The 23,913-nt window shown below is 60.9% G+C and carries 23 protein-coding genes; 14 read left to right on the forward strand and 9 right to left on the reverse strand.

The annotated features are described in order from the left end of the window. Nucleotides 1-2 precede the first annotated feature (2 nt). The 3 genes from AC07OP_RS10670 (at nucleotide 3) to rsd (ending at nucleotide 2,670) form a co-directional block, all read left to right on the forward strand. The gene (locus tag AC07OP_RS10670; RefSeq protein WP_495100840.1) at nucleotides 3-1,244 is read left to right on the forward strand and encodes a heme biosynthesis protein HemY; all 1,242 of its coding nucleotides are present in this window, start codon (nucleotides 3-5) and stop codon (nucleotides 1,242-1,244) included. A 236-nt stretch (nucleotides 1,245-1,480) separates the two neighbouring features. Next, complete coding sequence (locus AC07OP_RS10675) at nucleotides 1,481-2,002, forward strand: disulfide bond formation protein B (RefSeq protein WP_495100841.1); 522 nt, start codon at nucleotides 1,481-1,483, stop codon at nucleotides 2,000-2,002. A 209-nt stretch (nucleotides 2,003-2,211) separates the two neighbouring features. Continuing rightward, on the forward strand, nucleotides 2,212-2,670 hold the full coding sequence (rsd, locus tag AC07OP_RS10680) for a sigma D regulator (RefSeq protein WP_141156287.1): 459 nt from the start codon (nucleotides 2,212-2,214) through the stop codon (nucleotides 2,668-2,670). Nucleotides 2,671-2,722: 52 nt separating this feature from the next. On the opposite strand, the gene AC07OP_RS10685 is transcribed toward rsd, so the two are convergent. Then, on the reverse strand, nucleotides 2,723-3,400 hold the full coding sequence (locus AC07OP_RS10685; protein ID WP_115485503.1) for an FKBP-type peptidyl-prolyl cis-trans isomerase: 678 nt from the start codon (nucleotides 3,398-3,400) through the stop codon (nucleotides 2,723-2,725). A gap of 192 nt (nucleotides 3,401-3,592) precedes the next feature. On the opposite strand from AC07OP_RS10685, the gene AC07OP_RS10690 reads away from it, so the two are divergent. Beyond that, nucleotides 3,593-4,597 carry an AlgP family protein gene (locus tag AC07OP_RS10690; RefSeq protein WP_495100842.1) on the forward strand — a complete coding sequence of 335 codons (1,005 nt, stop codon included), beginning with the start codon at nucleotides 3,593-3,595 and terminating at the stop codon, nucleotides 4,595-4,597. Here the strand turns inward: AC07OP_RS10690 and AC07OP_RS10695 are convergent. After that, nucleotides 4,594-5,058 (reverse strand): TIGR02444 family protein, encoded by a 465-nt coding sequence (locus AC07OP_RS10695; protein WP_495100843.1) that lies wholly within the window; start codon nucleotides 5,056-5,058, stop codon nucleotides 4,594-4,596. The genes AC07OP_RS10690 and AC07OP_RS10695 overlap by 4 nt on opposite strands. A gap of 50 nt (nucleotides 5,059-5,108) precedes the next feature. Here AC07OP_RS10695 and AC07OP_RS10700 point away from each other — a divergent pair, with 50 nt between their 5' ends. The 3 genes from AC07OP_RS10700 (at nucleotide 5,109) to AC07OP_RS10710 (ending at nucleotide 8,315) form a co-directional block, all read left to right on the forward strand. After that, nucleotides 5,109-7,019: an ATP-binding cassette domain-containing protein gene (locus AC07OP_RS10700; protein ID WP_065926670.1), complete on the forward strand. Its 1,911-nt coding sequence runs from the start codon at nucleotides 5,109-5,111 to the stop codon at nucleotides 7,017-7,019. Continuing rightward, nucleotides 7,019-7,591, forward strand: a complete 573-nt coding sequence (locus AC07OP_RS10705) for a mechanosensitive ion channel family protein (RefSeq protein WP_003176850.1) — start codon at nucleotides 7,019-7,021, stop codon at nucleotides 7,589-7,591. The genes AC07OP_RS10700 and AC07OP_RS10705 overlap by 1 nt, the downstream gene beginning before the upstream one ends. 91 nt (nucleotides 7,592-7,682) lie before the next feature. Further along, the gene (locus AC07OP_RS10710) at nucleotides 7,683-8,315 is read left to right on the forward strand and encodes a LysE family transporter (RefSeq protein ID WP_027608340.1); all 633 of its coding nucleotides are present in this window, start codon (nucleotides 7,683-7,685) and stop codon (nucleotides 8,313-8,315) included. Between the two features lie 136 nt (nucleotides 8,316-8,451). On the opposite strand, the gene AC07OP_RS10715 is transcribed toward AC07OP_RS10710, so the two are convergent. From AC07OP_RS10715 to AC07OP_RS10730, 4 genes are read right to left on the reverse strand one after another with little or no spacing between them, the layout of a single operon-like run. Further along, nucleotides 8,452-9,192 (reverse strand): penicillin-binding protein activator LpoB, encoded by a 741-nt coding sequence (locus tag AC07OP_RS10715; protein ID WP_495100844.1) that lies wholly within the window; start codon nucleotides 9,190-9,192, stop codon nucleotides 8,452-8,454. 3 nt (nucleotides 9,193-9,195) lie between these two features. Then, entirely contained in the window at nucleotides 9,196-9,783 is a 588-nt protein-coding gene (gene lpoB, locus AC07OP_RS10720; RefSeq protein ID WP_027608342.1) for a penicillin-binding protein activator LpoB, read from the reverse strand. 35 nt (nucleotides 9,784-9,818) lie between these two features. Continuing rightward, nucleotides 9,819-10,190 (reverse strand): YcfL family putative periplasmic lipoprotein, encoded by a 372-nt coding sequence (locus AC07OP_RS10725; RefSeq protein ID WP_495100845.1) that lies wholly within the window; start codon nucleotides 10,188-10,190, stop codon nucleotides 9,819-9,821. Between the two features lie 10 nt (nucleotides 10,191-10,200). Further along, the gene (locus AC07OP_RS10730; protein WP_495100846.1) at nucleotides 10,201-11,595 is read right to left on the reverse strand and encodes a COG3014 family protein; all 1,395 of its coding nucleotides are present in this window, start codon (nucleotides 11,593-11,595) and stop codon (nucleotides 10,201-10,203) included. Nucleotides 11,596-11,862: 267 nt separating this feature from the next. On the opposite strand from AC07OP_RS10730, the gene AC07OP_RS10735 reads away from it, so the two are divergent. Continuing rightward, nucleotides 11,863-13,758, forward strand: a complete 1,896-nt coding sequence (locus AC07OP_RS10735) for an FTR1 family protein (RefSeq protein ID WP_495100847.1) — start codon at nucleotides 11,863-11,865, stop codon at nucleotides 13,756-13,758. Between the two features lies 1 nt (nucleotide 13,759). Then, complete coding sequence (locus tag AC07OP_RS10740) at nucleotides 13,760-14,215, forward strand: YaiI/YqxD family protein (protein ID WP_115485510.1); 456 nt, start codon at nucleotides 13,760-13,762, stop codon at nucleotides 14,213-14,215. A gap of 29 nt (nucleotides 14,216-14,244) precedes the next feature. On the opposite strand, the gene elbB is transcribed toward AC07OP_RS10740, so the two are convergent. Continuing rightward, complete coding sequence (elbB, locus tag AC07OP_RS10745; protein ID WP_495100848.1) at nucleotides 14,245-14,910, reverse strand: isoprenoid biosynthesis glyoxalase ElbB; 666 nt, start codon at nucleotides 14,908-14,910, stop codon at nucleotides 14,245-14,247. A gap of 116 nt (nucleotides 14,911-15,026) precedes the next feature. Here elbB and AC07OP_RS10750 point away from each other — a divergent pair, with 116 nt between their 5' ends. After that, entirely contained in the window at nucleotides 15,027-16,262 is a 1,236-nt protein-coding gene (locus tag AC07OP_RS10750) for a sterol desaturase family protein (RefSeq protein ID WP_495100849.1), read from the forward strand. On the opposite strand, the gene AC07OP_RS10755 is transcribed toward AC07OP_RS10750, so the two are convergent. Beyond that, nucleotides 16,243-16,881 carry a DedA family protein gene (locus AC07OP_RS10755; RefSeq protein WP_495100850.1) on the reverse strand — a complete coding sequence of 213 codons (639 nt, stop codon included), beginning with the start codon at nucleotides 16,879-16,881 and terminating at the stop codon, nucleotides 16,243-16,245. The two genes, AC07OP_RS10750 and AC07OP_RS10755, sit on opposite strands and share 20 nt — an antisense overlap. A gap of 208 nt (nucleotides 16,882-17,089) precedes the next feature. Here AC07OP_RS10755 and hemB point away from each other — a divergent pair, with 208 nt between their 5' ends. Beyond that, the gene (gene hemB / locus AC07OP_RS10760) at nucleotides 17,090-18,103 is read left to right on the forward strand and encodes a porphobilinogen synthase (RefSeq protein WP_495100851.1); all 1,014 of its coding nucleotides are present in this window, start codon (nucleotides 17,090-17,092) and stop codon (nucleotides 18,101-18,103) included. An 18-nt stretch (nucleotides 18,104-18,121) separates the two neighbouring features. Next, nucleotides 18,122-20,347, forward strand: coding sequence for a polyphosphate kinase 1 (gene ppk1 / locus AC07OP_RS10765; RefSeq protein ID WP_027608351.1), 2,226 nt, complete (start codon nucleotides 18,122-18,124; stop codon nucleotides 20,345-20,347). Between the two features lie 138 nt (nucleotides 20,348-20,485). Here the strand turns inward: ppk1 and ppx are convergent, their stop codons facing one another. Next, nucleotides 20,486-21,988, reverse strand: coding sequence for an exopolyphosphatase (gene ppx / locus AC07OP_RS10770; protein WP_027608352.1), 1,503 nt, complete (start codon nucleotides 21,986-21,988; stop codon nucleotides 20,486-20,488). Between the two features lie 448 nt (nucleotides 21,989-22,436). Here ppx and AC07OP_RS10775 point away from each other — a divergent pair, with 448 nt between their 5' ends. Then, nucleotides 22,437-23,093, forward strand: a complete 657-nt coding sequence (locus tag AC07OP_RS10775; protein WP_065938028.1) for a DUF1120 domain-containing protein — start codon at nucleotides 22,437-22,439, stop codon at nucleotides 23,091-23,093. 101 nt (nucleotides 23,094-23,194) lie between these two features. Next, nucleotides 23,195-23,911: a fimbria/pilus chaperone family protein gene (locus AC07OP_RS10780; protein ID WP_495100852.1), complete on the forward strand. Its 717-nt coding sequence runs from the start codon at nucleotides 23,195-23,197 to the stop codon at nucleotides 23,909-23,911. Nucleotides 23,912-23,913 lie beyond the last annotated feature (2 nt).

The following is a 23,913-nucleotide window of genomic DNA, read 5'->3' on the forward strand; positions in this document are numbered from 1 at the left end:
CGATGAAGCGTTTCTATGTGATCCTGGTGCTGGCGATTGCAATCGCCCTGGCACTGGCTGTGGGCATTTCGAAACACACCGGCTACGTGCTGATTACCTATCCTCATGTGCTGCACTACGAGTCGAGCCTATGGGCTACCGTGGTGGCGGTGTTTGTCTTCGGCCTGGCCATCTACTTGATCCGCGTATTGCTGAGCCTGGTCACCACCTCGGGTGATGTGGTCAACCCGTGGTCGCGACGTAACCGCAGTCGCCGCGTGCAGATCGCCATCGAACAGGGCCAGATGGACCTCGCCGAAGGCCGTTGGGCCAGTGCCGAACGTCATCTGCATCGTGCCGCCGAAGCCGAGCGCCAGCCATTGCTGTACTACCTGGGCGCGGCCCGGGCGGCGAATGAGCAGGGCCGTTATGAAGAATCGGACGGCTTGCTCGAGCGCGCCCTGGAGCGTCAGCCCCAGGCCGAGCTGGCGGTTGCCTTGAGCCATGCGCAGTTGCAATTGGACCGTGGCGACACTGATGGCGCCCTCACCACCTTGCAGGCCATGCACGAGCGCCATCCCCACAACGGCCAGGTGCTGCGCCAATTACAGCGTCTGCACCAGCAGCGTGGCGACTGGTCGTCGGTGATCCGCCTGTTGCCGGAGCTGCGCAAGGACAAGGTGCTGCCCGCCAGCGAATTGGCCGAACTGGAGCGACGTGCCTGGGGTGAGAACCTGAGCCTGGCGGCCCAGCGCGAAGAGCAGGGCGAAGCCGGCTTGCAGTCTCTTGAGCGGGCCTGGCAACAACTGACTTCCGCCCAGCGCCAGGAGCCGCAGCTGGTCCTGGCCTATGCCGAGCAACTGCGTCAACTGGGGGCCGATGCCAAGGCGGAGGAAGCATTGCGCGGTGCCATCAAGCGCGGCTACGACAGCCACCTGATTCGTCTCTACGGCCTGCTGCGCGGCAGCGACCCTGCCCGGCAATTGAAGTTTGCCGAAGGCTGGCTCAAGGACCACCCGGGCGATGCCAGCCTGTTGTTGACATTGGGTCGTCTGTGCCTGCAAAACAGCCTGTGGGGCAAGGCGCGGGATTACCTGGAAAGCAGCCTGCAGGTGCAGCGTAATCCCGAGGCCTGTGCCGAACTGGCGCGGCTGTTGGCGCAGTTGGGCGACACCGAGCGCAGCAACCAGCTGTTCCAGGAAGGCCTGGGCTTATTGGATAACCGCTTGCTGGCGTCTCCGCTGCCAGCTCCTGCCCGAGTTTGATGTAGGAAGAAGTCTAGGGTTGGCTCAGATATTTCTGATGGCCAGCCCTTCAATGCTGAGCGTATGCCGGCCCTGAGGGGCTTTGAAGCAAACTCCTACGTTCATGCGCTTCAAGTCTTCCATTCTCTGACGGGATGTCCCTACGTTCTCACGGAATCGTCTGCTCTGGCGCGTATTGAAAGGGGTCAGGCCTTTCCTCTAACGTAACGACCTATCTCTCGCGATGCGGATAAAGCATGTCTTTGGCCCCTTCACGCTCCTTGTTTTTCCTTGCGTTCATGGCGGGTGCGCTGACGTTGGGTGCGTCCTTCTATCTTGAGTTCGGTGCCTCGTTACGCCCTTGTTTTCTGTGCCAGATGCAAAGGGCCTTTCTGGCTGCCTTCACGCTGATTAATCTGGTCGCCGCCATCCACAACCCCAGGCGTTCCACTTTTTACCTATATGGGGTTACGAGCATGGTCTGTGCGTTGCTGGGTGCCATCACCGCAGTACGCCAGGTGCTGCTGCAAAATACCGCAGCGGATCAGGCCGCCGACTGCTGGCCCAGTCTCAGTCACATGCTCGAGAACCTGTCGCTGTGGCAGGCGTTGCAATTGACGGTCAAAGGCACGGTCGATTGTATGGAAATAAGCTGGACGCTATTTGACCTGAGCCTTCCCGAGTGGAGCCTGTTGTTCTTCCTGAGCATGTTGATCCTCGGTGTCATGCAATTTTCCCGACTGTTTTTGAGCCGTCCATTGCGCTCAGCGAGGCGCTGATCGGAGGCCGCAGTTTGTAGGACAGGATTAAACACTTGTATGAACTTTCTCTCCTGCGTACCTTGAAGCCATAGTCATGGGGGCATAATCTGGCCCGCACGCGTTATTGAAACCGTTTGTCAGACGCGGCCTTGTCCCGCTGCTGTTTTATCCTTGAAGTGTTGCGCGGGCATCAGGCGGCAGCGCCCCTATAGGGAAGAGAGATCATCATGCTGGAAAGTTGTCAGAATGCTCAGGAACGCTGGGGTGGGGTGCACAAGCTGATCGACAGCTGGTTGAAAGCACGTCACGAACTGGTTCGGGCCTTTGATGCTCTTGGCGCCAAGCCCGAGGCCCTGGCTGAGAATCGCAAGCCGTTGCAGGAATTCTGTGAAGTGTTGGTGGACTATGTGTCTGCTGGCCATTTCGGTGTCTACGAGCAGCTGACCAAAGAGGCGGAAGCCTTCGATGATAAGCGTGGTCTGGAACTGGCCGAGACCCTTTACCCGCGTATCGATGTCATCACTGAGAAACTGCTGGCGTTCACCGATCTGTGTGATGCCGGCCAGTGCGTTGCTGAGAAATTCAAGGAGTTGGGTGGCCTGCTCCATGAGCGTTTTGAACTGGAAGATTGCCTGATCGAAGTGCTCCACAACGCCCATAAGGAAGAAACGGCCCCCCAGGCCTGACCTTTGCGGGCGAGATAAAAACGGTGCGCATGGCGCACCGTTTTTTATTGGCTCAATGACGGGTACCGAGTAATTCGATCTCGAATACCAGTGGCGTATATGGCGGGATCAGCTCGCCGGCACCGTCGCCTCCATAAGCTTGGGCCGATGGGATCACCAGGCGCCATTTGGCCCCGACCGGCATCTGCTGTAACGCGCTGCTCCAACCGCTGATCACACTGTCCAGGCGAAACCACTGGGGTTGTGTGCTCTGATCGAAAACCGTGCCATCGGGCAATCGCCCAACGTAGTTCACCTGGACCTGATCATTTGCGCCAGGCTTGTTACCCGTGCCGGGTGTCAGTTCAGTGAGCAGGATGCCATCGGCCAACTCACGCACTCCTTTCGCGGCTTTTTCCTTGGCTAAAAACTGCTGCTCGGCGGCAAGTGCCTTTTCACTTTCAGGCGCTTGGGCATCGGCTTCGGTCTGCGCTTCGTGCTCGGCAAGAATCTGTTCGATGCGCGCGTTATCCAACGCCAGCGGCTTGCCTTGATAGGCTTGCTTGAGACCGTCGATCAAGGCCTGGATCTGCAGGTCCGGGACTTCCTGGCGCAGGCGCTCACCGAGGCTGGCGCCCAGGCTGTAGGCGAGGTCGTGCTGATCTTGGGGCGTAGTTTTTGACGGTGATTGCTCGCTCGCATTGGCCGCGGAAATCGCCAGGCACAGCACAAGGAAAAGGTAACGCGACATGGGCATTCTCCTGCCGAAAGTGCGACGGATTATGCCAGTGCGTGTGCGTAAAAAGTGCCGTGTGTTTTCGTTATATCGATAAGAATTTTCGCACGTTGCAACGCAACGCAAACGATACTGTCAACATGCCCTAGCGGCGGTAAGAGCAGAGGGCTAGTATGAGCCGCACCCACGTCAGCCAGGAGGTAAACCATGTCGGCCAAACAGAAGCCTGTAAATACCCCGTTGCATTTACTCCAACAATTGTCGGGCAGCTTGCTCGAACATCTGGAAAGCGCATGTTCCCAAGCGTTGGCCGATGCAGAAAAACTGCTCGCCAAGCTGGAAAAACAACGCGGTAAAGCGCAAGAAAAACTGCACAAATCCCGCACCAAACTGCAAGACGCCGCCACTGCCGGCAAGGCCAAGGCACAGGCCAAAGCCAAAGACGCAGTAAAAGAACTCGAAGACCTGCTGGACGCTCTCAAGGATCGTCAAGCTGAAACCCGCACCTACATTTCCCAACTCAAAAAAGATGCTCAAGAAAGCCTGAAGCTGGCCCAGGGCGTTGGTCGTGTGAAGGAAGCCGTAGCTAAAGTGCTGGGTGCCCGTGCACCGGCTAAAGCGCCAGCCAAGCCAGCGGCTAAAGCCACTGTTGCAAAACCCGCTGTGAAGCCAACTGCCAAAACTGCTGCTGCAAAACCAGCCGCCAAGCCAGTTGCCAAAACTGCGGCTGCAAAACCGGCTGCCAAGCCAGTTGCTAAAACCGCTGCTGCAAAACTAGCCGCCAAGCCAGCTGCCAAAACCGCTGCTGCCAAACCAGCTGCGAAGCCAGTTGCCAAAACTGCTGCTGCAAAACCGGCTGCCAAGCCAGCTGCCAAAACCGCTGCTGCGAAACCAGCCGCGAAGCCAGTTGCTAAAACCGCTGCTGCGAAACCAGCCGCGAAGCCAGTTGCTAAAACCGCTGCTGCAAAACCGGCCGCGAAGCCAGCTGCTAAAACCACTGCCGCCAAACCAGCCGCCAAACCTACTGCTGCAAAGCCTGCTGCTGCAAAGCCAGCCGCCAAGCCAGTTGCAAAGCCTGCCGCTGCGAAACCAGCACCGGCCAAGCCAGCAGCACCTGCTGCTACCCCGGCAGCGACCACCGCTCCGACCGCATCGGCCAGCAGCACCCCTGCACCGGTAGCGCCAAGCACCACCCCAACCAGCGCTTCCTAAGTGCCGGTAACCATGACGCGCAGCTGCTGCAGCGCGTCATGGTCAAGGTCGGCGGCATCCTCAGCCGCCAGTCCTTCCAGCCACCGCGGTTGAGTCATCTCCCCTTTCGGCCATGCCTGCGTCAACGCTTCCAGGCGCGTCAGCAATTGCCGTTCGGCATCCAGTTCCAGGGCTTTGACCCGTTCGCGCAGCGCCGCCAGTTGCTCATCCTGCTGCACCATGGCGCGCCATTGCACACGCAACTGCCGCAAGGGTTCGATCACCTGCGCCTGCCACGGTTGCGCCAGTTGTTGCAGGATGCGCATGCGCTCCGGCTCGAGTGCCACACCCCGCTGTTCCAGCCATGCGCCGCAGAGCAACAGGCACACGTCCGCCCCTTGCTCCTGCAAGCGCAGGCAGGCAGCTTCGACGCCCGGGCGGGCGTAAGTCGAGAGAGCAAAGCTCCACAGGTCAGCGTTCATATTCACACCCAAGCCAGCGGCCAACGAAGCTGGTAGACTCCGCCGCCATTATGATCCGACTTCAAAGCCTAACATTACAGCGTGGCCCGCAACGTCTTCTCGAAGACGCCGAGCTGACCCTGCACGCCGGTCACAAAGCCGGCCTGATCGGTGCCAACGGCGCCGGCAAATCCACGTTGTTCGCCCTGTTGCTGGGTGAGCTGACCCCGGATTCCGGGGACTGCTTGCTGCCGGCCGACTGGCGCATCGCCCATATGCGCCAGGAGATCGACACCCTGGACCGCATCGCGATCGACTACGTGCTCGATGGCGACCTGCGCCTGCGCCAGGTGCAACACGACCTGGCCGAGGCCGAGAAAGCCCAGGACGGCGCCGCCCAGGCCCGCCTGCACGCGGAACTCGACAGCGCCGACGGCTACACCGCCGACGCCCGCGCCCGCAAGATGCTCGCCGGCCTTGGCTTCACCAACGAACAGATGGATCGTCCGGTCGCCGACTTCTCCGGTGGCTGGCGTATGCGCCTTAATCTGGCCCAGGCGCTGATGTGCCCCTCGGACCTGCTGCTGCTCGACGAACCGACCAACCACTTGGACCTCGATGCGATCCTGTGGCTGGAGGACTTCCTCAAGAGCTATCAGGGCACCTTGCTGCTGATTTCCCACGACCGGGACTTCCTCGACGCCGTGGTCGACAACATTGCCCACGTCGAACAGAAGAAGATCACGCTCTACCGTGGCGGCTACACCGCGTTCGAACGGGCGCGTGCCGAGCGCCTGGCCCAGCAGCAGCAGGCGTTCGAGAAGCAGCAGGCGCAGCGCGCGCACATGGAAAGCTACATCGCCCGGTTCAAGGCCCAGGCCACCAAGGCCCGCCAGGCCCAGAGCCGGATCAAGGCCCTGGAGCGCATGGAAGAACTGTCGGCGGCCCACGTCGATTCGCCGTTCGACTTTGTGTTCCGTGAATCGGTGAAAATCTCCAGCCCGTTGCTGGACCTCTCGGATGCACGCCTGGGGTATGGCGAGAAAACCATCCTGGAGAAGGTCAAGCTGCAGCTCACCCCAGGTGCGCGCATCGGTTTGCTCGGCCCGAACGGCGCGGGCAAGTCGACGCTGATCAAGAACCTCTCGGGCGAGTTGCAACCCCTGGCCGGTCGTTTGACCCGTGGCGAGAACCTGGTGGTGGGCTACTTCGCCCAGCATCAGTTGGACTCCCTCGACGCCAAGGCCAGCCCGCTGCTGCACCTGCAACGCCTGGCGCCGACCGAGCGCGAGCAAACCCTGCGCGACTTCCTCGGTGGCTTTGACTTCCGTGGCGCGCGCATCGATGAGCCGGTGCTGAACTTCTCCGGTGGCGAAAAAGCCCGCCTGGCCCTGGCGTTGATCGCCTGGGACCGCCCGAACCTGCTGCTGCTCGACGAACCGACCAACCACCTCGACCTGGAAATGCGCCTGGCGTTGACCATGGCCTTGCAGGAGTTCAGCGGTGCGGTCCTGGTGGTGTCTCACGATCGCCACTTGCTCAAGAGCACCACCGACAACTTCCTGCTGGTAGCGGATGGTAAGGTCGAAGAGTTCGACGGTGACCTGGACGACTACGCACGCTGGCTCACGGATTACCGCCTGCGCAATGCGCCGGTCAGCAACACCCCGGTCAACCCGGACAAGACCGACAAGAAAGCCCAGCGCCAGGCCGCTGCCGCCCTGCGCCAGCAGTTGGCGCCACACAAGCGCGAAGCCGACAAGCTTGAGGCCGAGTTGGGCAAGGTCCACGAGCGCCTGGCCAAGATCGAAGCCAGCCTGGGCGACAGCGCCGTGTACGAGGCTGCGCGTAAGGATGAGCTGCGCGACCTGCTGGCCGAACAGGCCAGGCTCAAGGTTCGCGAAGGGCAATTGGAGGAAACCTGGATGGAAGCCCTCGAACTGCTGGAAACCCTGCAAGCGGAGCTGGAGGCGCTGTCCTGATGGAGGCCTTGCAACTGCCGTTGCCTGCGCAATGGATCGAGCCTGTATGGATCGGCGTGCAAATCCTGCTGATCCTGCTGGCCGGCTACCTCGCCCAGCGGTTTGTCGCCAAGGGCCTGACGCGCCTGGGTGAGCGCTACCCGTTCCCGCCGCAACTGCTGATGCCCCTGCGTGGCGGATTGCGTTGGCTGATCATGGGCAGTGCGTTGATCTTTGTGCTGGGCCGGCTGGGTGTTTCCGCTACGGTGTTGTGGACCGCGCTGTCGGGGTTTGTCGCAGTGGCGGCAGTGGCGTTCTTCGCCATGTGGTCGGTGTTGTCCAACCTGCTGTGCGCGATCCTGATCTTTACCGTCGGACCGTTTCGCCTCGGTGACATCGTCGAGTTGGTGGATACCGTCGACAAGCCCGGCGTGAAGGGCAGGGTAGTGGCAATCAACTTGCTCTACACCACACTGATCGAAGTGGAAGCGGCAGGCACCGACAGCGCCATCGTACAGGTGCCTAACAGCCTGTTCTTCCAGCGCTCGGTGCGGCGTTGGCCCGGCACCCATGTGTTCCCGGGCGACCGCTAGCATTTACCGCGTGTAAAAATCTATAGCCAGCCTCTGGTCGGCGGAGTTAGCTTAAGGCCCGACAATCGCTGACTCTTCCCCGAGGTGTGCTATGGCACTCGACACGTGGCTGGCCTTTTTCCTGGCCAGTTGGATCATCTCCCTTTCCCCTGGCGCCGGCGCCATCGCTTCGATGTCCAGCGGCCTGCAATACGGCTTCCTGCGCGGTTACTGGAACGCCATTGGCCTGCAACTGGGCCTGGCCATGCAGATTGCCGTGGTAGCGGGCGGTTTGGGTGCCATTCTGGCGGCGTCGTCGACCGCGTTCTATGCGATCAAATGGTTTGGCGTGGCGTACCTGGTGTACCTGGCCGTCAAGCAATGGCGTGCCTTGCCCATGGACATGGCCGATGACGCGGCGATACGCCCGCTCGGCAAGCCGATGGCGATGATGTTCCGTGGTTTCCTGGTCAACGCCAGCAACCCCAAGGCCTTGGTGTTCATGCTGGCGGTGCTGCCGCAGTTCGTGAATCCCCAGGCGCCGTTGCTGGTGCAGTACCTGATCATCGGTGCGACGATGATCAGCGTCGATATGATCGTGATGGCCGGGTATACGGGGTTGGCGTCCAAAGTCCTGCGCCTGTTGCGCACGCCCAAGCAGCAGAAACGCGTGAACCGGACGTTTGCCGGGTTGTTCGTAGGGGCAGCGGGTTTCCTGGCCAGCTTGCATCGCGCAACAGCGTAAACCTCGGTACTTAAACGTGTGGGAGGGGGCTTGCCCCCGATGGCGGTGTCTCAGCTACAGCTAGGCTGACTGACACCCTGCTATCGGGGGCAAGCCCCCTCCCACATTGGTTTTGTGTTGCCTTGAGGATTACCGTTCAGTGCAAGATCTTCGGCGCTTCATCCCGTGGCAGGTGGTTGCGCGGCACCGGCTGGCCCGGGTCCTGATAGCCGCCGCCCAACTGTTCCGCCAACTGCCTGGCGACGTCCTCACCCAGCGCCTTCGACACTTCCTTCACCACCCGCGGCCGGTTCAGGCTCACGCGTATGTCGCGGCTGTTCACCAGCTTGGTGTCCTGGCCTTCGCCCATGGCGGTAAACGCCGAGGTGATTTCGTAGGTGCGCGTATTGATCAGGCTGAAATCCGCCACCAGCGTCAGGCCCAGCACCGCCGAGTAGCTGTTGGTGTGGTCCAGGGCGTTGATGTCCTGGGTGAAGTCGATGTCCGACAGCGTACCGAACAGCACATAGTCCGCGCCCTTGAAGTGACCGGCCTTGATGCGCTTGATCACGTCATAGACGTCACCCTTGGCATCAGCGGTGTAGGGCGTGCCCTGCACCAGCTGGAACTGGCGGGACTTGAGAATCTCGCCCTTGATATCACCGCTGAACTTGCGCAGCTCGATCTGCTCGATGTAGCTGCTACGGCTCTCGTACTCGCTGTAGTTCGATGCACCGCTGGCGTTGTAGCTGCTTGCCTGGAAGTTGTTGCTGGCCGAAACCTGGTGGATGTATTCCTCGACCTGCGCCTGGTAGGCCAGGTCGGTCACCGCGATCTTGGGGGCGGCCGAGGCGCCAAAGGCACACAACAGGCCGATCAAACCAATCCATGCACGCATTGCCTAGCGCTCCGTGGTCTTGCGGATTTCTTTTTCGTCCATCCATTCAGCCAGGCCGCTCTCGACGTCGATCAGCTGCAGGCTGAACTTGTAGAACACGTCCTTGTAGTCCGAGCTGCGCTTGACGATGGAGCTGATGGAGCCTTCCAGGCGGTACTTGGCGGCGACCATGTTGCCGGTCTTGCTGACGCTGGACTTCTTGTACAAGCCGCTCTGGTTCTGCAGCTTGAGCTGGTCGACCTGGCTCTGCATGTCGGTGTTGTCACTGGCGAAGCGTGCGGTGCCCGTCTTCATCAGCTGGGTCTTGATCGACGTGGTGATCTCACGGGTGTCGATGTACTCGCTGGTCTTGTTCTTCACGTCATACACCTGCACCACCGGGCGGCCTTGCAGGATGCCGGACTGGGCCAGGGAGCGGGTCATGCTTTCGGCGATCATCTGCAGGTCGGTGGAGCCGAACTCGTTGGTCACCAGTTCCACCGCCTTGGTGTCGCCGTAGCTGATATTTTTACCCCCCAGTACCGGGGAGGTATTCGCGCAGCCGCTGGCCAGGACGGCAACCACGGCGAGAATCGAGAAGCGTGCAAGCATGGGGAAATCTCTCGGCAGCAAAAAGAATGAACGGCTCAAGGGGTTTTGACTTCAAGGCGGAAGTCTGCGGCCTGGGGCACATTGGCAATGGCGGGCAGGAAGGTCGCCTGGTTGGCGTACAGGTTCAGCACCTTCCAGGTCTCTTCATCGCCCACCGGGAAACCATCGGCGCCCAGCCAGGCGAAACGGTAATACATCATCTGGTTACTGCTGGTGATGTTGCTCAGTTGCACCTTGGCGGTGAGGAAGCCGTTCTCGCGGGCCACACGAATGGCGCCGACCGCGATGCCCTTGAACTTGCCCATCACCACGATCTTGCTCGCAGCGCTGCCAGGTTCCGGTGGTGGCGGGGTGGCACAGCCGACAAGCAGGACCAGCGCCAGTGCGCCGAGGATAAAGTGACGCATAGGGTGCTCCTTAAGGTTGTTTGAGGGCGATGGCCTGGGTTGTCGAACCGGGCAGCACATGGGCGGCGAGGCCACCGGCGAACACTTGGTTGCCGACCATGCGCAGGGTGATCACCTGGTAGGGCTGGTCGGCCTTGATCGTTACCAGCGTGCCACCCAGGGCGTTGGGCAGGCTGACCTGGTGTTCACCGCGCTTGAGGCGCAGGCGCGTGACTTGGGTCATGTCCGGCAGGGTGCGCCAGGTGCGGGTGTCGGCGCCTTCGGTCACGGCCGAGGCGATACCCAGTACCAGGCCTGCCATGGGGTTGGTCTTGTTCAGGTTGTTCTGCGCCACACCACGGCTTACCGCACGCACGGTGGTGCGCAGAATGATCCCCGGCATGTCGTCACGCAGGGCGCGGCGGGACATGGCTGTGGTGCTGTTGAGCACCGTGAGGTTCTGTTGCTGGCCGTCGACACCGATCTGGGCGAAGGTCGCCGTGGAGGTGTCGGCCTTGATCACCGGGAACGACAGTGGGGTGATCACCAGGTTGCCATTGATCGGGATCGGCAGCGGCAGGCGGACCGAGTCGCGGGCGGGTGCGAGGCCGCTCTGCACCACGATCAGCACGTCGGTTTCATCGCTGCCGACCTTGGATTTGTCCAGGTCGAGCAGCGCTTTTTCCAGCAGTGGCGTGTTAGGACGCAGCTCGATGGCCTTGCGATAACCGGGGGCGGCCAGGTCTTTTTCGCCCAGGGCTTCGTAGACGAAGCCGGCCAGGTAATGGCTGAACGCACTTTGGTAACTGTTCTTCAGGCCGACCACTTCCGGCGCGTCGAGGGCTTGCACCGGGTAGCCGTGCAGGTCCTTGATCTGGGTAGTCACGCCCTGGCGCTCGGCTTCGTCTTCGCGCTTGAGGTATTCCTTGTCGCGCAGGTCGGCGATCACCGCTTCGCGTTCGTGGGTCTTCTTGATTTCGGTGCGTGCGCCGTTGAAGTCATTCAAGGCCAGCAGGTTCAGGGCCATCTGCGTGGTCAGCATGACTCTTTCGTAGTCATAGCCTTCGTAGCGACGCACCTTGTCATTGGCCAGGAAGCTGCCGAACTGGGACAGGTATTTTGCGCTGTCGAACTTGACCGACTCTTCCCACTTGTAGACTTGCAGGTCGGCGCTGCGCCAGGCGGCCTGGCTGCCTGTCAGGTCGCCCTTGGCCCGCAGCAACTCGCCCTTTTCGAAGAAATACAGCAGGTCTTTGTCTTCGCCGGTGTTGTTCTTTTCCAACAAGGTCAGGGCGGCGTCGACATTGCCGGTGGCCAGTTGCTGGTTGGTGGCTTGCAGCTCGGCGTCGTAGCTGCGGAACATTGAACAGCCGCTGAGCAAAGTGACTGCCGCGAGCGCGAGCGGAGGTAAGGCGCGAAAAGCCATGTCACTTCTTCCCTGAAAGTAGTCAACCAATATGGTGATTCCTCATAAAGCAGAGGAACGAAATTCCCTTTCGCACTAACAGGGCGCGGCATTATAAGCATCGTTACTGGCAAAACAATGGCTTTTTGCCTCATATGAGCTGGCCAAGATGCCACTAACGTATCTCTCAAATGCCCGTTCTCCCAAACGACAAATCACTAACGCCTTGAGTCAAACCCTTTAACGCTTAACAATGTGTTACTTCGTATTTCCACTTGAGATTCGTTCATGATTGCGCCCTTCCGTTTTCTCGCCTGGCTGCTGTTGCCGGCCTTGATGTCGTGCAGCTTCAACCTGCTGGCCGCGACGGCCGAGGGCGCGCCACAAGCCCTGCATCTGCTGGACTACATTGGTGCCGACTACCCACCGACGGTGGCGGCGGGCAAGGTGGTGGATGATTCGGAATACCGTGAGCAGGTAGAGTTTCTCGGGGTATTGCAGGGGTTGGTGGCGGATTTGCCGCAAAAGCCCGAGCGCGCGGAGCTGGTGAAGGGGGTCGAGGAACTGCTGGCGGCTGTCACCGCCCATGCAGACGGCGCGACCGTCGCTCGCCAGGCCCGCCAGTTGGGCGCCAAGCTGGCAGTCGCGTATGAAGTCAGCCAAGCCCCGGCCATCACGCCCGACCCGACGCGCGGCGCACCGCTCTACGCCCAGCACTGTTCGGTGTGCCACGGCACTGCCGGTGCCGGCGATGGTCCGGCCGGCGTGGGGATGACGCCGCCTCCGGCCAATTTGACGGATGCTGCGCGCCTGGATCGCCTGAGCCTCTACGCGATCTACAACACCCTGGGTCTGGGTGTCGAAGGCACTGACATGCCGTCCTTCGCCGACCAACTGGACGACCGCCAGCGCTGGGACCTGGCCACCTACATTGCCGGCTTCACCGCCGACCCGGCTGCGGCGAAAAGCGAGCAGCCCTTCAACCTTGCCGACCTGGCCCGCCAGACGCCTAATGAAATGCTGGCCGCAAGCGGCCCAACCGCTGCCGCGACCTTCCGCGCCCAGCGTGCGCAACCGCCGCAGGTCAAGCGCGGCCCGGCGCAGTTGCTCGATTACACCGCCAGCACCCTGGACAAGAGCCTCGCGGCGTTCCGTAGCGGTGACCACGAGCAAGCCTATGACTTGTCGGTGGCGGCGTACCTGGAAGGCTTTGAGCTGGTGGAAAGCTCACTGGATAACGTCGATGCCAACGTGCGCAAGGACACCGAGAAGGCCCTGATGGCTTACCGGCAGTCGTTACAGGACGGTCTGCCGATCGAGCAGGTGCAGCAGCGCCTGGACGTGGCCAAGGGCAAGCTCACCGAGTCCGCAGGCTTGCTGGGCAGCGATGGCTTGAGCTGGTCGTTGAGCTACATCTCCGGTCTGCTGATCCTGCTGCGTGAAGGCCTGGAAGCCATCCTGGTGCTGGCGGCGATCCTCGCGTTCCTGCGCAACACCGGCCAGCAATCGGCGGTGCGCAGCGTCAACGTCGGCTGGGGCCTGGCGCTCTTGGCCGGCTTGGCCACCTGGGCGCTGGCGGCGTATGTGATTGATGTCAGCGGCGCCCAGCGCGAATTGCTCGAAGGCTGCACGGCGCTGTTCGCCAGTGTGATGGTGCTGTGGCTTGGCGTGTGGATGCACGACCGTCGCCATGCCGCGGCGTGGCAGGACTACATCAAGAGCAGCCTGGTGGGCGGTGGTGGACGTTTCGGTTTTGCGATATTGGCGTTCTTCTCGGTCTACCGTGAGCTGTTCGAAGTGATCCTGTTCTACGAAACCCTGTGGCTGCAAGCGGGCCCGGCCGGGCACAACGCGGTGCTGGCGGGTGGTGCCACGGCGTTGGTGCTGCTGGTGGGCCTGGCCTGGGTGATCCTGCGCGGTTCGGCGAAACTGCCGCTGGCGCTGTTTTTCGGCATCAATGCGGGGCTGTTGTGCGCGTTGTCGGTGGTGTTCGCCGGGCATGGCGTCAAGGCGTTGCAGGAAGCCGGCATCTTCGGCACGCGGCCAGTGGCGTTCTTTGACTTCGACTGGCTGGGCATCCACGCCGATGCGTACTCGTTGAGCGCACAGGCCGTGGCGATCCTGGCCATTGTGGTGCTCTACGGCCGCAGCCGGCTGGCAGAAAAGCAGCGAGTGGCGGCATAAAATGCGCGTATGGATCGATGCGGACGCCTGCCCCCGGGCCGCCAAGGACCAGGTGGTGAAGTTCGCCCTCAAGCGCCAGTTCGAAGTTGTATTGGTGGCGGGGCAGAGCCAGATCAAGCCGAGCTTCTCGTGCGTGAAGTTGATCGTGGTGCCCAGCGGCCCGGACGCAGCAGATGACTATTTGGTGGAGCACGCCGTGCCCGGTGAACTGGTGATCTGCAGCGATGTGCCCCTGGCCGACCGCCTGGTGAAGAAGGGCGTCACGGCCCTCGACCCACGGGGCAAGGAGTTCAGCCCGGCAAACATGAGTGAGCGGTTGGCGGTGCGCAACCTTTTTACCGACCTGCGCGAGCAGGGCCAGATGGGCGGTGGACCACCGCCCCATGGGGAGAAGGACAAGCAGGCGTTTGCCAACGCACTCGACAGGATACTGACGCGGTTAATGCGCCAGTCCTGATCCGGTGGAGAGGGAGCCCGGCATCGCCACTAATCGTTCTCGTGGGTCAGCTCCAGCACACGGTCCACCAGCTTGTTGATGCCTGAAGCCACTTCACTGATGTTTTTGCCGAGCATATAGGCGGGCGTACTGACCAACTTGCGTGCGGTGTCCTCGACAATGTCTTCCACGCTGCATTCCTGATGGGTGGCGCCCATCTTGTCCAGGGCTGCGGCAGTGTCGGTGTCATTGCCGATGGTGCAGGTCACGCCCGGGCCGTAGATCTTCGCGGCCAGGGCCGGAGAAATGCAGATCAGCCCCACCGGCTTGCCCGCTTCGGCAAAGGCTTCGGCCAGTTCCAGCACCTGCGGGTTGACGCTGCAACCCGCGCCCTCGACGGCAAAGTTCGACAGGTTCTTCGCCGCACCAAACCCACCGGGTACGATCAGCGCATCGAACTCGTCGGCGTTGGCGTCTCGAATATCCTTGACCTCGCCCCGGGCAATGCGGGCCGACTCCACCAGCACATTGCGCGACTCGGGCATCTCCTCGCCGGTCAGGTGGTTGATCACGTGTAACTGGGCAATATCGGGTGCAAAACATTGGACCTGAGCGCCGCGCTGATCCAGGCGCAGCAGGGTGATCACGCTTTCGTGGATCTCTGCGCCGTCGTACACGCCGCAGCCGGAAAGGATCACTGCAATCTTTTTGCTCATGGGCATTTCTCCTGGAGTCTTGGCGTTAAATGTCTACTAATTTGTAACCTGTTGCCAATGGGATCTCGCGCCGCTGCACCTAATCTTGATGTAACAAAAATAGACCGGACCAGACCATGGACTTCGTGCCTTACGCGGTACCGTTTTTCATTGCCTTGATTGTGGTGGAGCTGCTCGCCGACCGCTGGCGTGGCCAGCGCAACTACCGGGTGGCGGACGCCATCAACAGCCTCAGCACCGGCGTGCTGTCCACCACCACCGGGCTGTTGACCAAGGGGGTGGGGCTGCTGACCTACGCGTTCGCCCTCAAGCACCTGGCGTTGATCGAACTGCCTGCCCAGAGTGTCTGGACCTGGGTATTCGCCTTTGTGTTCTACGACTTCTGCTACTACTGGCTGCACCGGATGGGGCACGAGCGCAACATCCTGTGGGCCGCGCACTCGGTGCATCACCAGAGCGAGGACTACAACCTCAGCACCGCCCTGCGCCAGACCAGCACCGGCTTCCTGCTGAGCTGGATCTTCTACCTGCCCCTGGCCGTGCTTGGCGTACCGCTGGTGGTGTTTATCAGCGTGGCGTCCCTCAACCTGTTGTATCAATTCTGGGTGCATACCCGGCACGTGCCCAAGCTTGGCTGGTTCGAGTGGTTTTTCGTCACGCCCTCCAATCATCGGGCCCACCATGCACAGAACGCTCTCTACATGGATCGCAACTACGGCGGTGTGTTCATTCTTTGGGACCGGCTGTTCGGCACCTTCCAGGAAGAAGACGACAACGAACCGGTGATTTTCGGCGTGACCACACCCTTGGCCAGCTGGAACCCGTTATGGGCCAACCTGCAGTTTTATGCACAGCTTTGGCGTGATGCACGGCGTACCGAAAGTAAGTGGGACAAGCTGCGCATCTGGTTCATGCGTACCGGTTGGCGCCCGGCGGACGTGAAGGCCAAGTATCCATTGGCCAAGCCCGACTTGAGCCAGTTCCGCAAATTCGACGTGCCGCTGGACACGCGCCAACAGGTCTATATCGCCCTGCAGTTCGCGGCGTATGTGGGGTTTGGCAGCTACTTGATGAATTTCGGCGAGGGCCTGCCCAGCGCAGCGCTGGTTGTCGGCTGGGGGGCGATGGCGCTTGGATTGTTTACCCTAGGGGTGGCCCTGGAGAATCGCCCGTGGGCGTTAAAGGCAGAGCTGATGCGCCTGGCGCTGAATGTGCCGTTGGTATGGCTGGCGCCGCTGGTCGGGCTGTGGCCGGCCAGCAACCTGGGCTGGCTGGGCCTGGTGAGCTACAGCCTGCTCAGCGTGATTGGCCTCTACTGTTGCAGGGGCCGGCTTACTCGACTGGTGTCTTAGGCGCTTCTAACGGGACGGGCTCGGCGGCGGCAAGCCGCGCCTTGGCATCGGCACAGGCCTGGCGGGCGATGCGTGCGTTCTTGAAGCGGCGGCGCAGCCACAGGCCAAAGCCCAGCAACAGCAAGGCGCCCAGTACCCACAACTCGTATTTCTTGACGCTGCCAAGCATGCCTTCCAGCACCGCGCCAAAGTGATAAGCCGCAGCCCCCAACGCGGCAGCCCAAATCGCGGCGCCGATACCGTTGAGGATCAGATAGCGCATCGGTGGGTAACCGGAAAGACCAATGGCCACCGGCATCACCGTGCGTAATCCATAGACAAAGCGGAAGCTCAGCACCCAGATATCCGGGTGCCTGCGGATATGTTCCAGGGCCTTGTCGCCCATCAATTGCCAGCGCGGCTTGCGCGCCAACAGTTTGCGGCCGTGCTTGCGCCCCATGTAATACCAAAGCTGGTCGCCGGCGTAGCTGCCGAAGAAGGCAACGACCACCACCAGGTTGATATCCATGTACCCACGGAACGCCAGGAAGCCTGCGAGAACCAGGATGGTTTCGCCTTCGAAGAACGTGCCTAGGAAGAGGGCAAAGTAGCCGAAGTCATGCAGAAATTGTTGAAGCATGGTCTGGGTGCTGGCGAAATGAACGCGCAGCCTACGCCTTCGTGAACATTCATGAAAGTATCGAGATGTGTCACGAAGTGAACAATTCCTACATTGGGCGACGAATGCGACTACAGGTCGCATCGTTAAGCACAACTGTCATACCTTCGTCATAATGCCCGCTTATAACTGCAACGCTCGCCCGTGAACCCGGGCTCAGGAGTCTGTCGTGAGCTTTACCCCTGCCAATCGCCTGTTCCCTGCTACCCGCCTGCGTCGTAATCGTCGTGATGATTTTTCTCGCCGCCTGGTTCGTGAAAACGTACTGACTACGGATGATCTGATCCTGCCGGTGTTTGTGCTCGACGGCGAAAATCGCCGGGAAGCGGTATCGTCGATGCCGGGTGTAGAGCGTCTGACCATTGATCTGCTGCTTGAAGAGGCGGCGGGCTGGGTCGACCTGGGGATTCCGGCGTTGGCGTTGTTTCCGGTCACGCCGTCTGAACTCAAGTCCCTTGATGCTGCCGAAGCCTGGCACCCGGACGGTATCGCCCAGCGCGCCACCCGCGCCCTGCGCGAGCGTTTCCCGGAGCTGGGGGTGATCACCGACGTGGCGTTGGACCCGTTCACTACCCACGGGCAGGATGGCATTCTTGACGAAGACGGCTATGTTCAGAACGACATTACCGTCGATGCGCTGGTCAAGCAGGCCTTGTCCCATGCGGCAGCAGGCGCCCAGGTGGTTGCGCCGTCGGACATGATGGACGGCCGCATCCAGGCGATTCGCGAAGCCCTGGAACTGGCCGGCCACGTCAATGTGCGGATCATGGCCTACTCGGCCAAGTACGCCAGCGCCTACTACGGCCCGTTTCGCGATGCGGTGGGCTCGGCGCTGAACCTGGGCAAGGCCAACAAGGCTTCGTACCAGATGGACCCGGCCAACAGCCATGAAGCCTTGCACGAAGTGGCGGCCGATTTGGCCGAAGGCGCCGACATGGTGATGGTCAAGCCGGGGATGCCGTACCTGGACATCCTTTACCGGGTCAAAGAGGAATTCAAAGTGCCGACCTTTGTGTATCAGGTCAGTGGCGAATACGCCATGCACATGGCTGCAATACAAAATGGCTGGTTGAGTGAAGGGGTAATCCTAGAATCCTTGACGGCCTTTAAACGTGCCGGGGCTGATGGCATCCTGACCTATTTCGCCGCCCGCGCCGCCCAATTGCTTAGAGAGCAACAATAGCCCTCACAGGAACATTCGATGAATACCGAAGGACTCTCCGAAGTTGCCGTAAAAGACGCTCACCCGGTGGTGGAACAAGTCACCGAGACCCCGCCGGAGCACGAGCCGGCCGCGCCTGTGGTGGTCGCCGAAGCGCCAGCCCCGGCGCCGGTGGCCGCCGTGGTGACCAACCTGGATGACAGCAGCCTGTACATCCACCGCGAGCTGTCACAACTGCAATTCAACATCCGCGTGCTTGAACAGGCACTGGATGAGTCCTACCCGTTGCTGGAACGCCTGAAATTCCTGCTGATTTTCTCCAGCAACCTGGATGAGTTCTTCGAGATCCGCGTCGCCGGCCTCAAGAAACAGATCACCTTCGCCCGTGAACAAGCTGGCGCGGACGGCCTGCAGCCGCACCAGGCGCTGGCGCGCATCAGCGAGCTGGTGCACGGTCATGTGGATCGCCAGTACGCGATCCTCAATGACATCCTGCTGCCGGAGCTGGAAAAACATCAGGTTCGCTTCATCCGTCGCCGCCACTGGACCACCAAGATCAAGACCTGGGTGCGTCGCTACTTCCGCGACGAAATCGCGCCGATCATCACGCCGATCGGCCTGGACCCGACGCACCCGTTCCCGCTGCTGGTGAACAAGAGCCTGAACTTCATCGTCGAGCTGGAAGGGATCGACGCCTTCGGTCGCGATTCGGGCCTGGCGATCATCCCGGCGCCACGCTTGCTGCCACGGATTATCAAGGTACCCGAAGAGGTGGGGGGCGCTGGCGACAACTATGTATTCCTGTCGTCGATGATCCATGCCCACGCCGATGACCTGTTCCAAGGCATGAAGGTCAAGGGCTGCTACCAGTTCCGCCTGACCCGTAACGCCGACCTGGCGCTGGATTCCGAAGACGTCGAAGACTTGGCCCGTGCCCTGCGCGGTGAGCTGTTCTCGCGGCGCTACGGGGATGCGGTACGCCTGGAAGTGGCCGACACCTGCCCGAAACACCTGTCGGACTACCTGCTCAAGCAGTTCAACCTGGGCGAGACCGAGCTGTACCAGGTCAATGGCCCGGTGAACCTCACGCGCCTGTTCAGCATCACCGGCCTGGACAGCCATCCGGAGCTGCAATACACCCCGTTCACCCCGCAGATCCCGAAACTGCTGCAAAACAGCGAGAACATCTTCAGCGTGGTGAGCAAGCAGGACATCCTGCTGCTGCACCCGTTCGAGTCCTTCACCCCGGTGGTCGATCTGCTGCGCCAGGCCGCCAAGGACCCGCACGTATTGGCCGTGCGCCAGACCCTGTACCGTTCCGGTGCCAACTCGGAAATCGTCGACGCGCTGGTAGACGCTGCGCGCAACGGCAAGGAAGTCACTGCGGTGATCGAGTTGCGGGCGCGCTTTGACGAAGAGTCGAACCTGCAACTGGCCAGCCGCCTGCAAGCGGCCGGCGCGGTAGTGATCTACGGCGTGGTTGGCTTCAAGACCCACGCCAAGATGATGCTGATCCTGCGCCGCGAAGCCGGTGAGATCGTGCGTTACGCCCACCTGGGTACCGGCAACTACCACGCCGGCAACGCCAAGCTCTATACCGACTACAGCCTGCTGACTTCCGACGACGCCTTGTGTGAGGACGTCGGCAAGTTGTTCAGCCAATTGATCGGCATGGGCAAGACCTTGCGCATGAAGAAGCTGCTGCACGCGCCGTTCACCCTGAAGAAGGGCATGCTCGACATGATTGCCCGCGAGACCCAGTTCGCCCTCGAGGGCAAACCGGCGCACATCATCGCCAAGTTCAACTCGCTGACCGACCCGAAGATCATCCGCGCGCTGTACAAGGCCAGCCAGTCCGGCGTGCGTATCGACCTGGTGGTGCGCGGCATGTGCTGCCTGCGTCCGGGCATTGTCGGCGTGTCGCATAACATCCATGTGCGCTCGATCATCGGCCGCTTCCTGGAACACACGCGGGTGTTCTACTTCCTCAACGGCGGCGAGGAGCAGATGTTCCTCTCCAGTGCCGACTGGATGGAGCGCAACCTCGACAAGCGTGTGGAGACCTGCTTCCCGGTCGAGGGCAAGAAGCTGATCATGCGGGTCAAGAAGGAGCTGGAAAGCTACCTCACCGATAACACCCACAGCTGGAGCCTGCAGTCGGATGGCCGTTACGTGCGTAACACGCCGACCGGCAACCAGAATCCGCGCAGCGCCCAGGCGACGTTGCTGGAAAAGTTGGGTAGCCCGATTCTGTCGGTGAACTAACAGACAACACGCTCTGAAAATGTGGGAGGGGGCTTGCTCCCGATTGCGGTGGTTCAGTCAAAGTATTCGCGACTGACACACCGTAATCGGGGGCAAGCCCCCTCCCACATTTGTTTTTGCAGTGTTCATGAGATCGGGTTAGCGCAGGTTCAGGCTGAACCCCACCCGCGTCAGCCACTCCGCTTCCTGGGCGAAGTCCGCCTGGGTCAGCTGGTTCTCATCCAGCCAGCCTTTCGGGAACACGACATCCAGGCTGTCGCCATTGGCGCGCAGGGTCACCTGGGGCATCTGCTGGGTGCCGCGAATGTGGTGGAACAGGATCGCAAAGCGCAGCAGCACGCACAGGCGGATCAGCTTGATGCCTTCATCGCCGAACTCGGCAAACTTGTCCTTGGGAATATTGCGACGATGGCCGCGCACCAGCAGTGCGAGCATCTGCTGGTCTTCCCGGGAGAAACCCGCCAGGTCGGAGTGCTCGATCAGGTAGGCGCCGTGCTTGTGGTAGTGGTAGTGGGCGATATCCAGGCCCACTTCATGCACCTTGGCCGCCCAGCCGAGCAGTTCGCGCCATACGCCGTCTTCCAGGTCCCAGTCTTCGGCGACCTGGTCGAACGCATGCAGGGCTTTACGCTCCACGCGGGCTGCCTGCTCCTGGTCGACGTGATAGCGCTCCATCAGCGAGGTGAGCGTGCGCTCTCGCACGTCTTCATGGTGATGGCGGCCCAGCAGGTCATACAGCACGCCTTCGCGCAGGGCGCCGTCACAGTGGTCCATGCGTTGCAGTTCGAGGGCGTCGAAGATCGCCTCGAGAATCGCCAGGCCGGCCGGGAAGATGGTGCGACGGTCGGGCTTGATGCCGTCGAAGTCGATCTTCTCGGCATCCCCCAGCTTGAACAGCTTGCGCTTGAGCCAGGCCAGGCCTTCGGCGTTGACTTCACCGGTACCATGGCCGCCGGCCTTGAGCGCCAGGCCGATGGCACGGATGGTGCCGGACGAGCCGATGGCTTCATCCCAGGTCAGGCGGTGCAGGGCGTGCTCGATGCTCATGATCTCCAAACGCGCTGCCGTGTAGGCCTGGGCGTAGCGCGCCGGGGTGATCTTGCCGTCCTTGAAATAGCGTTGGGTATAACTGACACAGCCCATCTGCAGGCTTTCGCGCAGCAGCGGTTCGAAGCGCTGGCCGATGATGAACTCGGTACTGCCGCCGCCGATGTCCGCCACCAGGCGCTTGCCAGGGGTATCGGCCAGGGTATGCGACACGCCGAGGTAGATCAGGCGTGCTTCTTCACGGCCGGAAATGACTTCCACCGGGTGACCGAGGATCTCCTCGGCGCGACGGATGAATTCGCCCCGGTTACGGGCTTCGCGCAGGGCGTTGGTGCCGACGATTCGCACGGCGCCGAGGGGCATGCCGTTGATCAGCTGTGCAAAACGCTTGAGGCAATCGAGCCCGCGCTGCATGGATTCTTCATTGAGCTGGCGCTCGTCGTCGATCCCGGCAGCCAGCTGCACTTTTTCGCCGAGCCGCTCAAGGATGCGGATTTCGCCGTTCTGGGCCTTGGCCACGACCATGTGAAAGCTGTTGGAGCCCAGGTCGATGGCGGCGATCAGGGACAGATTCTTGGCTTGGGATTGCGGCATGGTTAGGGGGTCTCGGTCGATAACCTTACCATCGTGCCACGATCGACCGCTGACGCCAACGCGTAGTGCTCCGTGAATTTCTCTGCGCTCGTCTGTAGGGGATTTTTGTGGAAAGTGTAGGGTGTCTTTCCATGGTTCTGTTGGCGCATACGCGTAGTTCTGTAGGGGAATATAACTTCGGATTTTTATAAGGCGATATTTGATTTCGCCTACAACTTTTGAGACGGAGCGCTATTGGTTTTTATGTTCAGGACTACTGCCGTGGTGGGTTGTGCCGACAATTTGTTTTTATCGCTCCCACACTAAACACGGTATTGCCTTATTCTTCATTCGGGCCTTGAGGCGACAGACTGTCATTCGGCAATCGTGCCGTGGTGTTATTTATTTATGGCTTGCGTCTTCAAGGCAAAAATAAGTACGCCTGACAACTTTAAGTGACAGGTCGACTATGAAAAAAATTGTTGGATTGACTCTCGGTATTGCTTGGCTGGCCGCCGCCCTCAACGTCCATGCATCCACCAGTGCCGAGCTGATCGTCAGGGGGACGATCAAACCAGCCGCCTGCAACCTCAGCATGACCGGTGGTGGCATCATCAACTACGGCGACATTCCCTCTGGCCAACTGCTGCCAACCGCGTTCAACCCACTGGCGGAAAGAACCGCCCCGTTGACCGTCACTTGCGGCACCACGCCTGCCACGTTCGGACTGAAATTCGTCGACCTGCAGGCGGCCAGCAAGGTCCCGGGCATCCTCAATGTGCTCGGCGCAGGCTATACCGAGGTGCACAACTATGGCCTGGGCACTGCGAACGGCCGGCGAACCGGAGGCTTTGCGGTCACCCTCAGGGACCTCAGGTCGTCGAGTACAGTACTGTCTCCCATCATGCGTATCGGTAGCGGTGCCTGGCAGAACAGCGATGGTAAGGTCGCCCAATCGCCCACTCAGTATTCATGGCGCAGCGGCACAACCATCACCCCGGCCTCAATCGCTCAATTGACCGGAACCATCGCGGTGCGGGCGGTGATCAACAGGGGGCAGGATCTGGACCTGAGTCGTGACATTACCCTGGATGGGCGCGCGACACTTGAGTTGAGTTACATCTAAGCGCTCGAACTACAGCCGATAAAGAAGCTGTGTGCTTCTTGTCGGCTGTTTTTATGTGGATGTCTGGATAAAAACAACTTAAAGGTCGTGGGGAACACTGAGTGCTTAGTCTTTCATTAATAAATAATGCACGGTTGTTTTGTGTGGGCGCGTGTCTGTGTTTTACCGGTATTGCATTCGCCGACGGTATGTTGCCCGAAACTACGGTAGTTGTGCTTTATGAAGCCCAGGGCGAAGCCACGCTGAACATCAAGAATACCGACGCGGCGCCAGCGCTGCTTCACTCGGTCGTAGAGAATGTGCCCGAGGATATGGAGTCGCTGTTAATTGTGACGCCACCCATTACCCGCGTGGAGGCGGGGGAAACCCAATTGGTGCGTTTCATCAGCACCTTGAAGGAGCCACTGAAGACCCAGCGGTTGAAACGCGTGTCTTTCGAAGGCATCCCCCAGGCGCGCGCCGCAGGCGGTGCGACTATCGGCATCACGCTGCGGCAGAATTTGCCGTTGATCCTTCACCCGAAAGATCTGCCGGTTCATCACACGCCCTGGGAACTGCTGAAGTGGACGCGCGCAGGGGCGGGGCTGACGGTTCACAACGACAGTGCCTATGTAGTGCGCCTGGTTCCGGAGGTGCGGCTGTTGCCACAAGGCGCCCTGGCAACCTTGCCGCGCACTTACGTGTTGCCGGGGGAAACGCTGACGCTGAAGGTGGATGGCGTGATGGAAGGGGTAACAGGCGTCGAGATCCAGCCGGCTACACTTTACGGCTTTTCGGCGGACAGCTTCCGGGCCCCGATCAATGCCGACAGGGGTTGATC

The organism is Pseudomonas sp. GW821-FHT09D08 (assembly GCF_059416305.1).

Coding starts and splice junctions, on each gene's coding strand:
- AC07OP_RS10670 (WP_495100840.1), top strand. CDS start 3: ATGAAGCGTTTCTATGTGATCCTGGTGCTGGCGATTGCAATCGCCCTG.
- AC07OP_RS10675 (WP_495100841.1), top strand. CDS start 1,481: ATGTCTTTGGCCCCTTCACGCTCCTTGTTTTTCCTTGCGTTCATGGCG.
- rsd (WP_141156287.1), top strand. CDS start 2,212: ATGCTGGAAAGTTGTCAGAATGCTCAGGAACGCTGGGGTGGGGTGCAC.
- AC07OP_RS10685 (WP_115485503.1), bottom strand. CDS start 3,400: ATGTCGCGTTACCTTTTCCTTGTGCTGTGCCTGGCGATTTCCGCGGCC.
- AC07OP_RS10690 (WP_495100842.1), top strand. CDS start 3,593: ATGTCGGCCAAACAGAAGCCTGTAAATACCCCGTTGCATTTACTCCAA.
- AC07OP_RS10695 (WP_495100843.1), bottom strand. CDS start 5,058: ATGAACGCTGACCTGTGGAGCTTTGCTCTCTCGACTTACGCCCGCCCG.
- AC07OP_RS10700 (WP_065926670.1), top strand. CDS start 5,109: ATGATCCGACTTCAAAGCCTAACATTACAGCGTGGCCCGCAACGTCTT.
- AC07OP_RS10705 (WP_003176850.1), top strand. CDS start 7,019: ATGGAGGCCTTGCAACTGCCGTTGCCTGCGCAATGGATCGAGCCTGTA.
- AC07OP_RS10710 (WP_027608340.1), top strand. CDS start 7,683: ATGGCACTCGACACGTGGCTGGCCTTTTTCCTGGCCAGTTGGATCATC.
- AC07OP_RS10715 (WP_495100844.1), bottom strand. CDS start 9,192: ATGCGTGCATGGATTGGTTTGATCGGCCTGTTGTGTGCCTTTGGCGCC.
- lpoB (WP_027608342.1), bottom strand. CDS start 9,783: ATGCTTGCACGCTTCTCGATTCTCGCCGTGGTTGCCGTCCTGGCCAGC.
- AC07OP_RS10725 (WP_495100845.1), bottom strand. CDS start 10,190: ATGCGTCACTTTATCCTCGGCGCACTGGCGCTGGTCCTGCTTGTCGGC.
- AC07OP_RS10730 (WP_495100846.1), bottom strand. CDS start 11,595: ATGGCTTTTCGCGCCTTACCTCCGCTCGCGCTCGCGGCAGTCACTTTG.
- AC07OP_RS10735 (WP_495100847.1), top strand. CDS start 11,863: ATGATTGCGCCCTTCCGTTTTCTCGCCTGGCTGCTGTTGCCGGCCTTG.
- AC07OP_RS10740 (WP_115485510.1), top strand. CDS start 13,760: ATGCGCGTATGGATCGATGCGGACGCCTGCCCCCGGGCCGCCAAGGAC.
- elbB (WP_495100848.1), bottom strand. CDS start 14,910: ATGAGCAAAAAGATTGCAGTGATCCTTTCCGGCTGCGGCGTGTACGAC.
- AC07OP_RS10750 (WP_495100849.1), top strand. CDS start 15,027: ATGGACTTCGTGCCTTACGCGGTACCGTTTTTCATTGCCTTGATTGTG.
- AC07OP_RS10755 (WP_495100850.1), bottom strand. CDS start 16,881: ATGCTTCAACAATTTCTGCATGACTTCGGCTACTTTGCCCTCTTCCTA.
- ppk1 (WP_027608351.1), top strand. CDS start 18,122: ATGAATACCGAAGGACTCTCCGAAGTTGCCGTAAAAGACGCTCACCCG.
- ppx (WP_027608352.1), bottom strand. CDS start 21,988: ATGCCGCAATCCCAAGCCAAGAATCTGTCCCTGATCGCCGCCATCGAC.
- AC07OP_RS10775 (WP_065938028.1), top strand. CDS start 22,437: ATGAAAAAAATTGTTGGATTGACTCTCGGTATTGCTTGGCTGGCCGCC.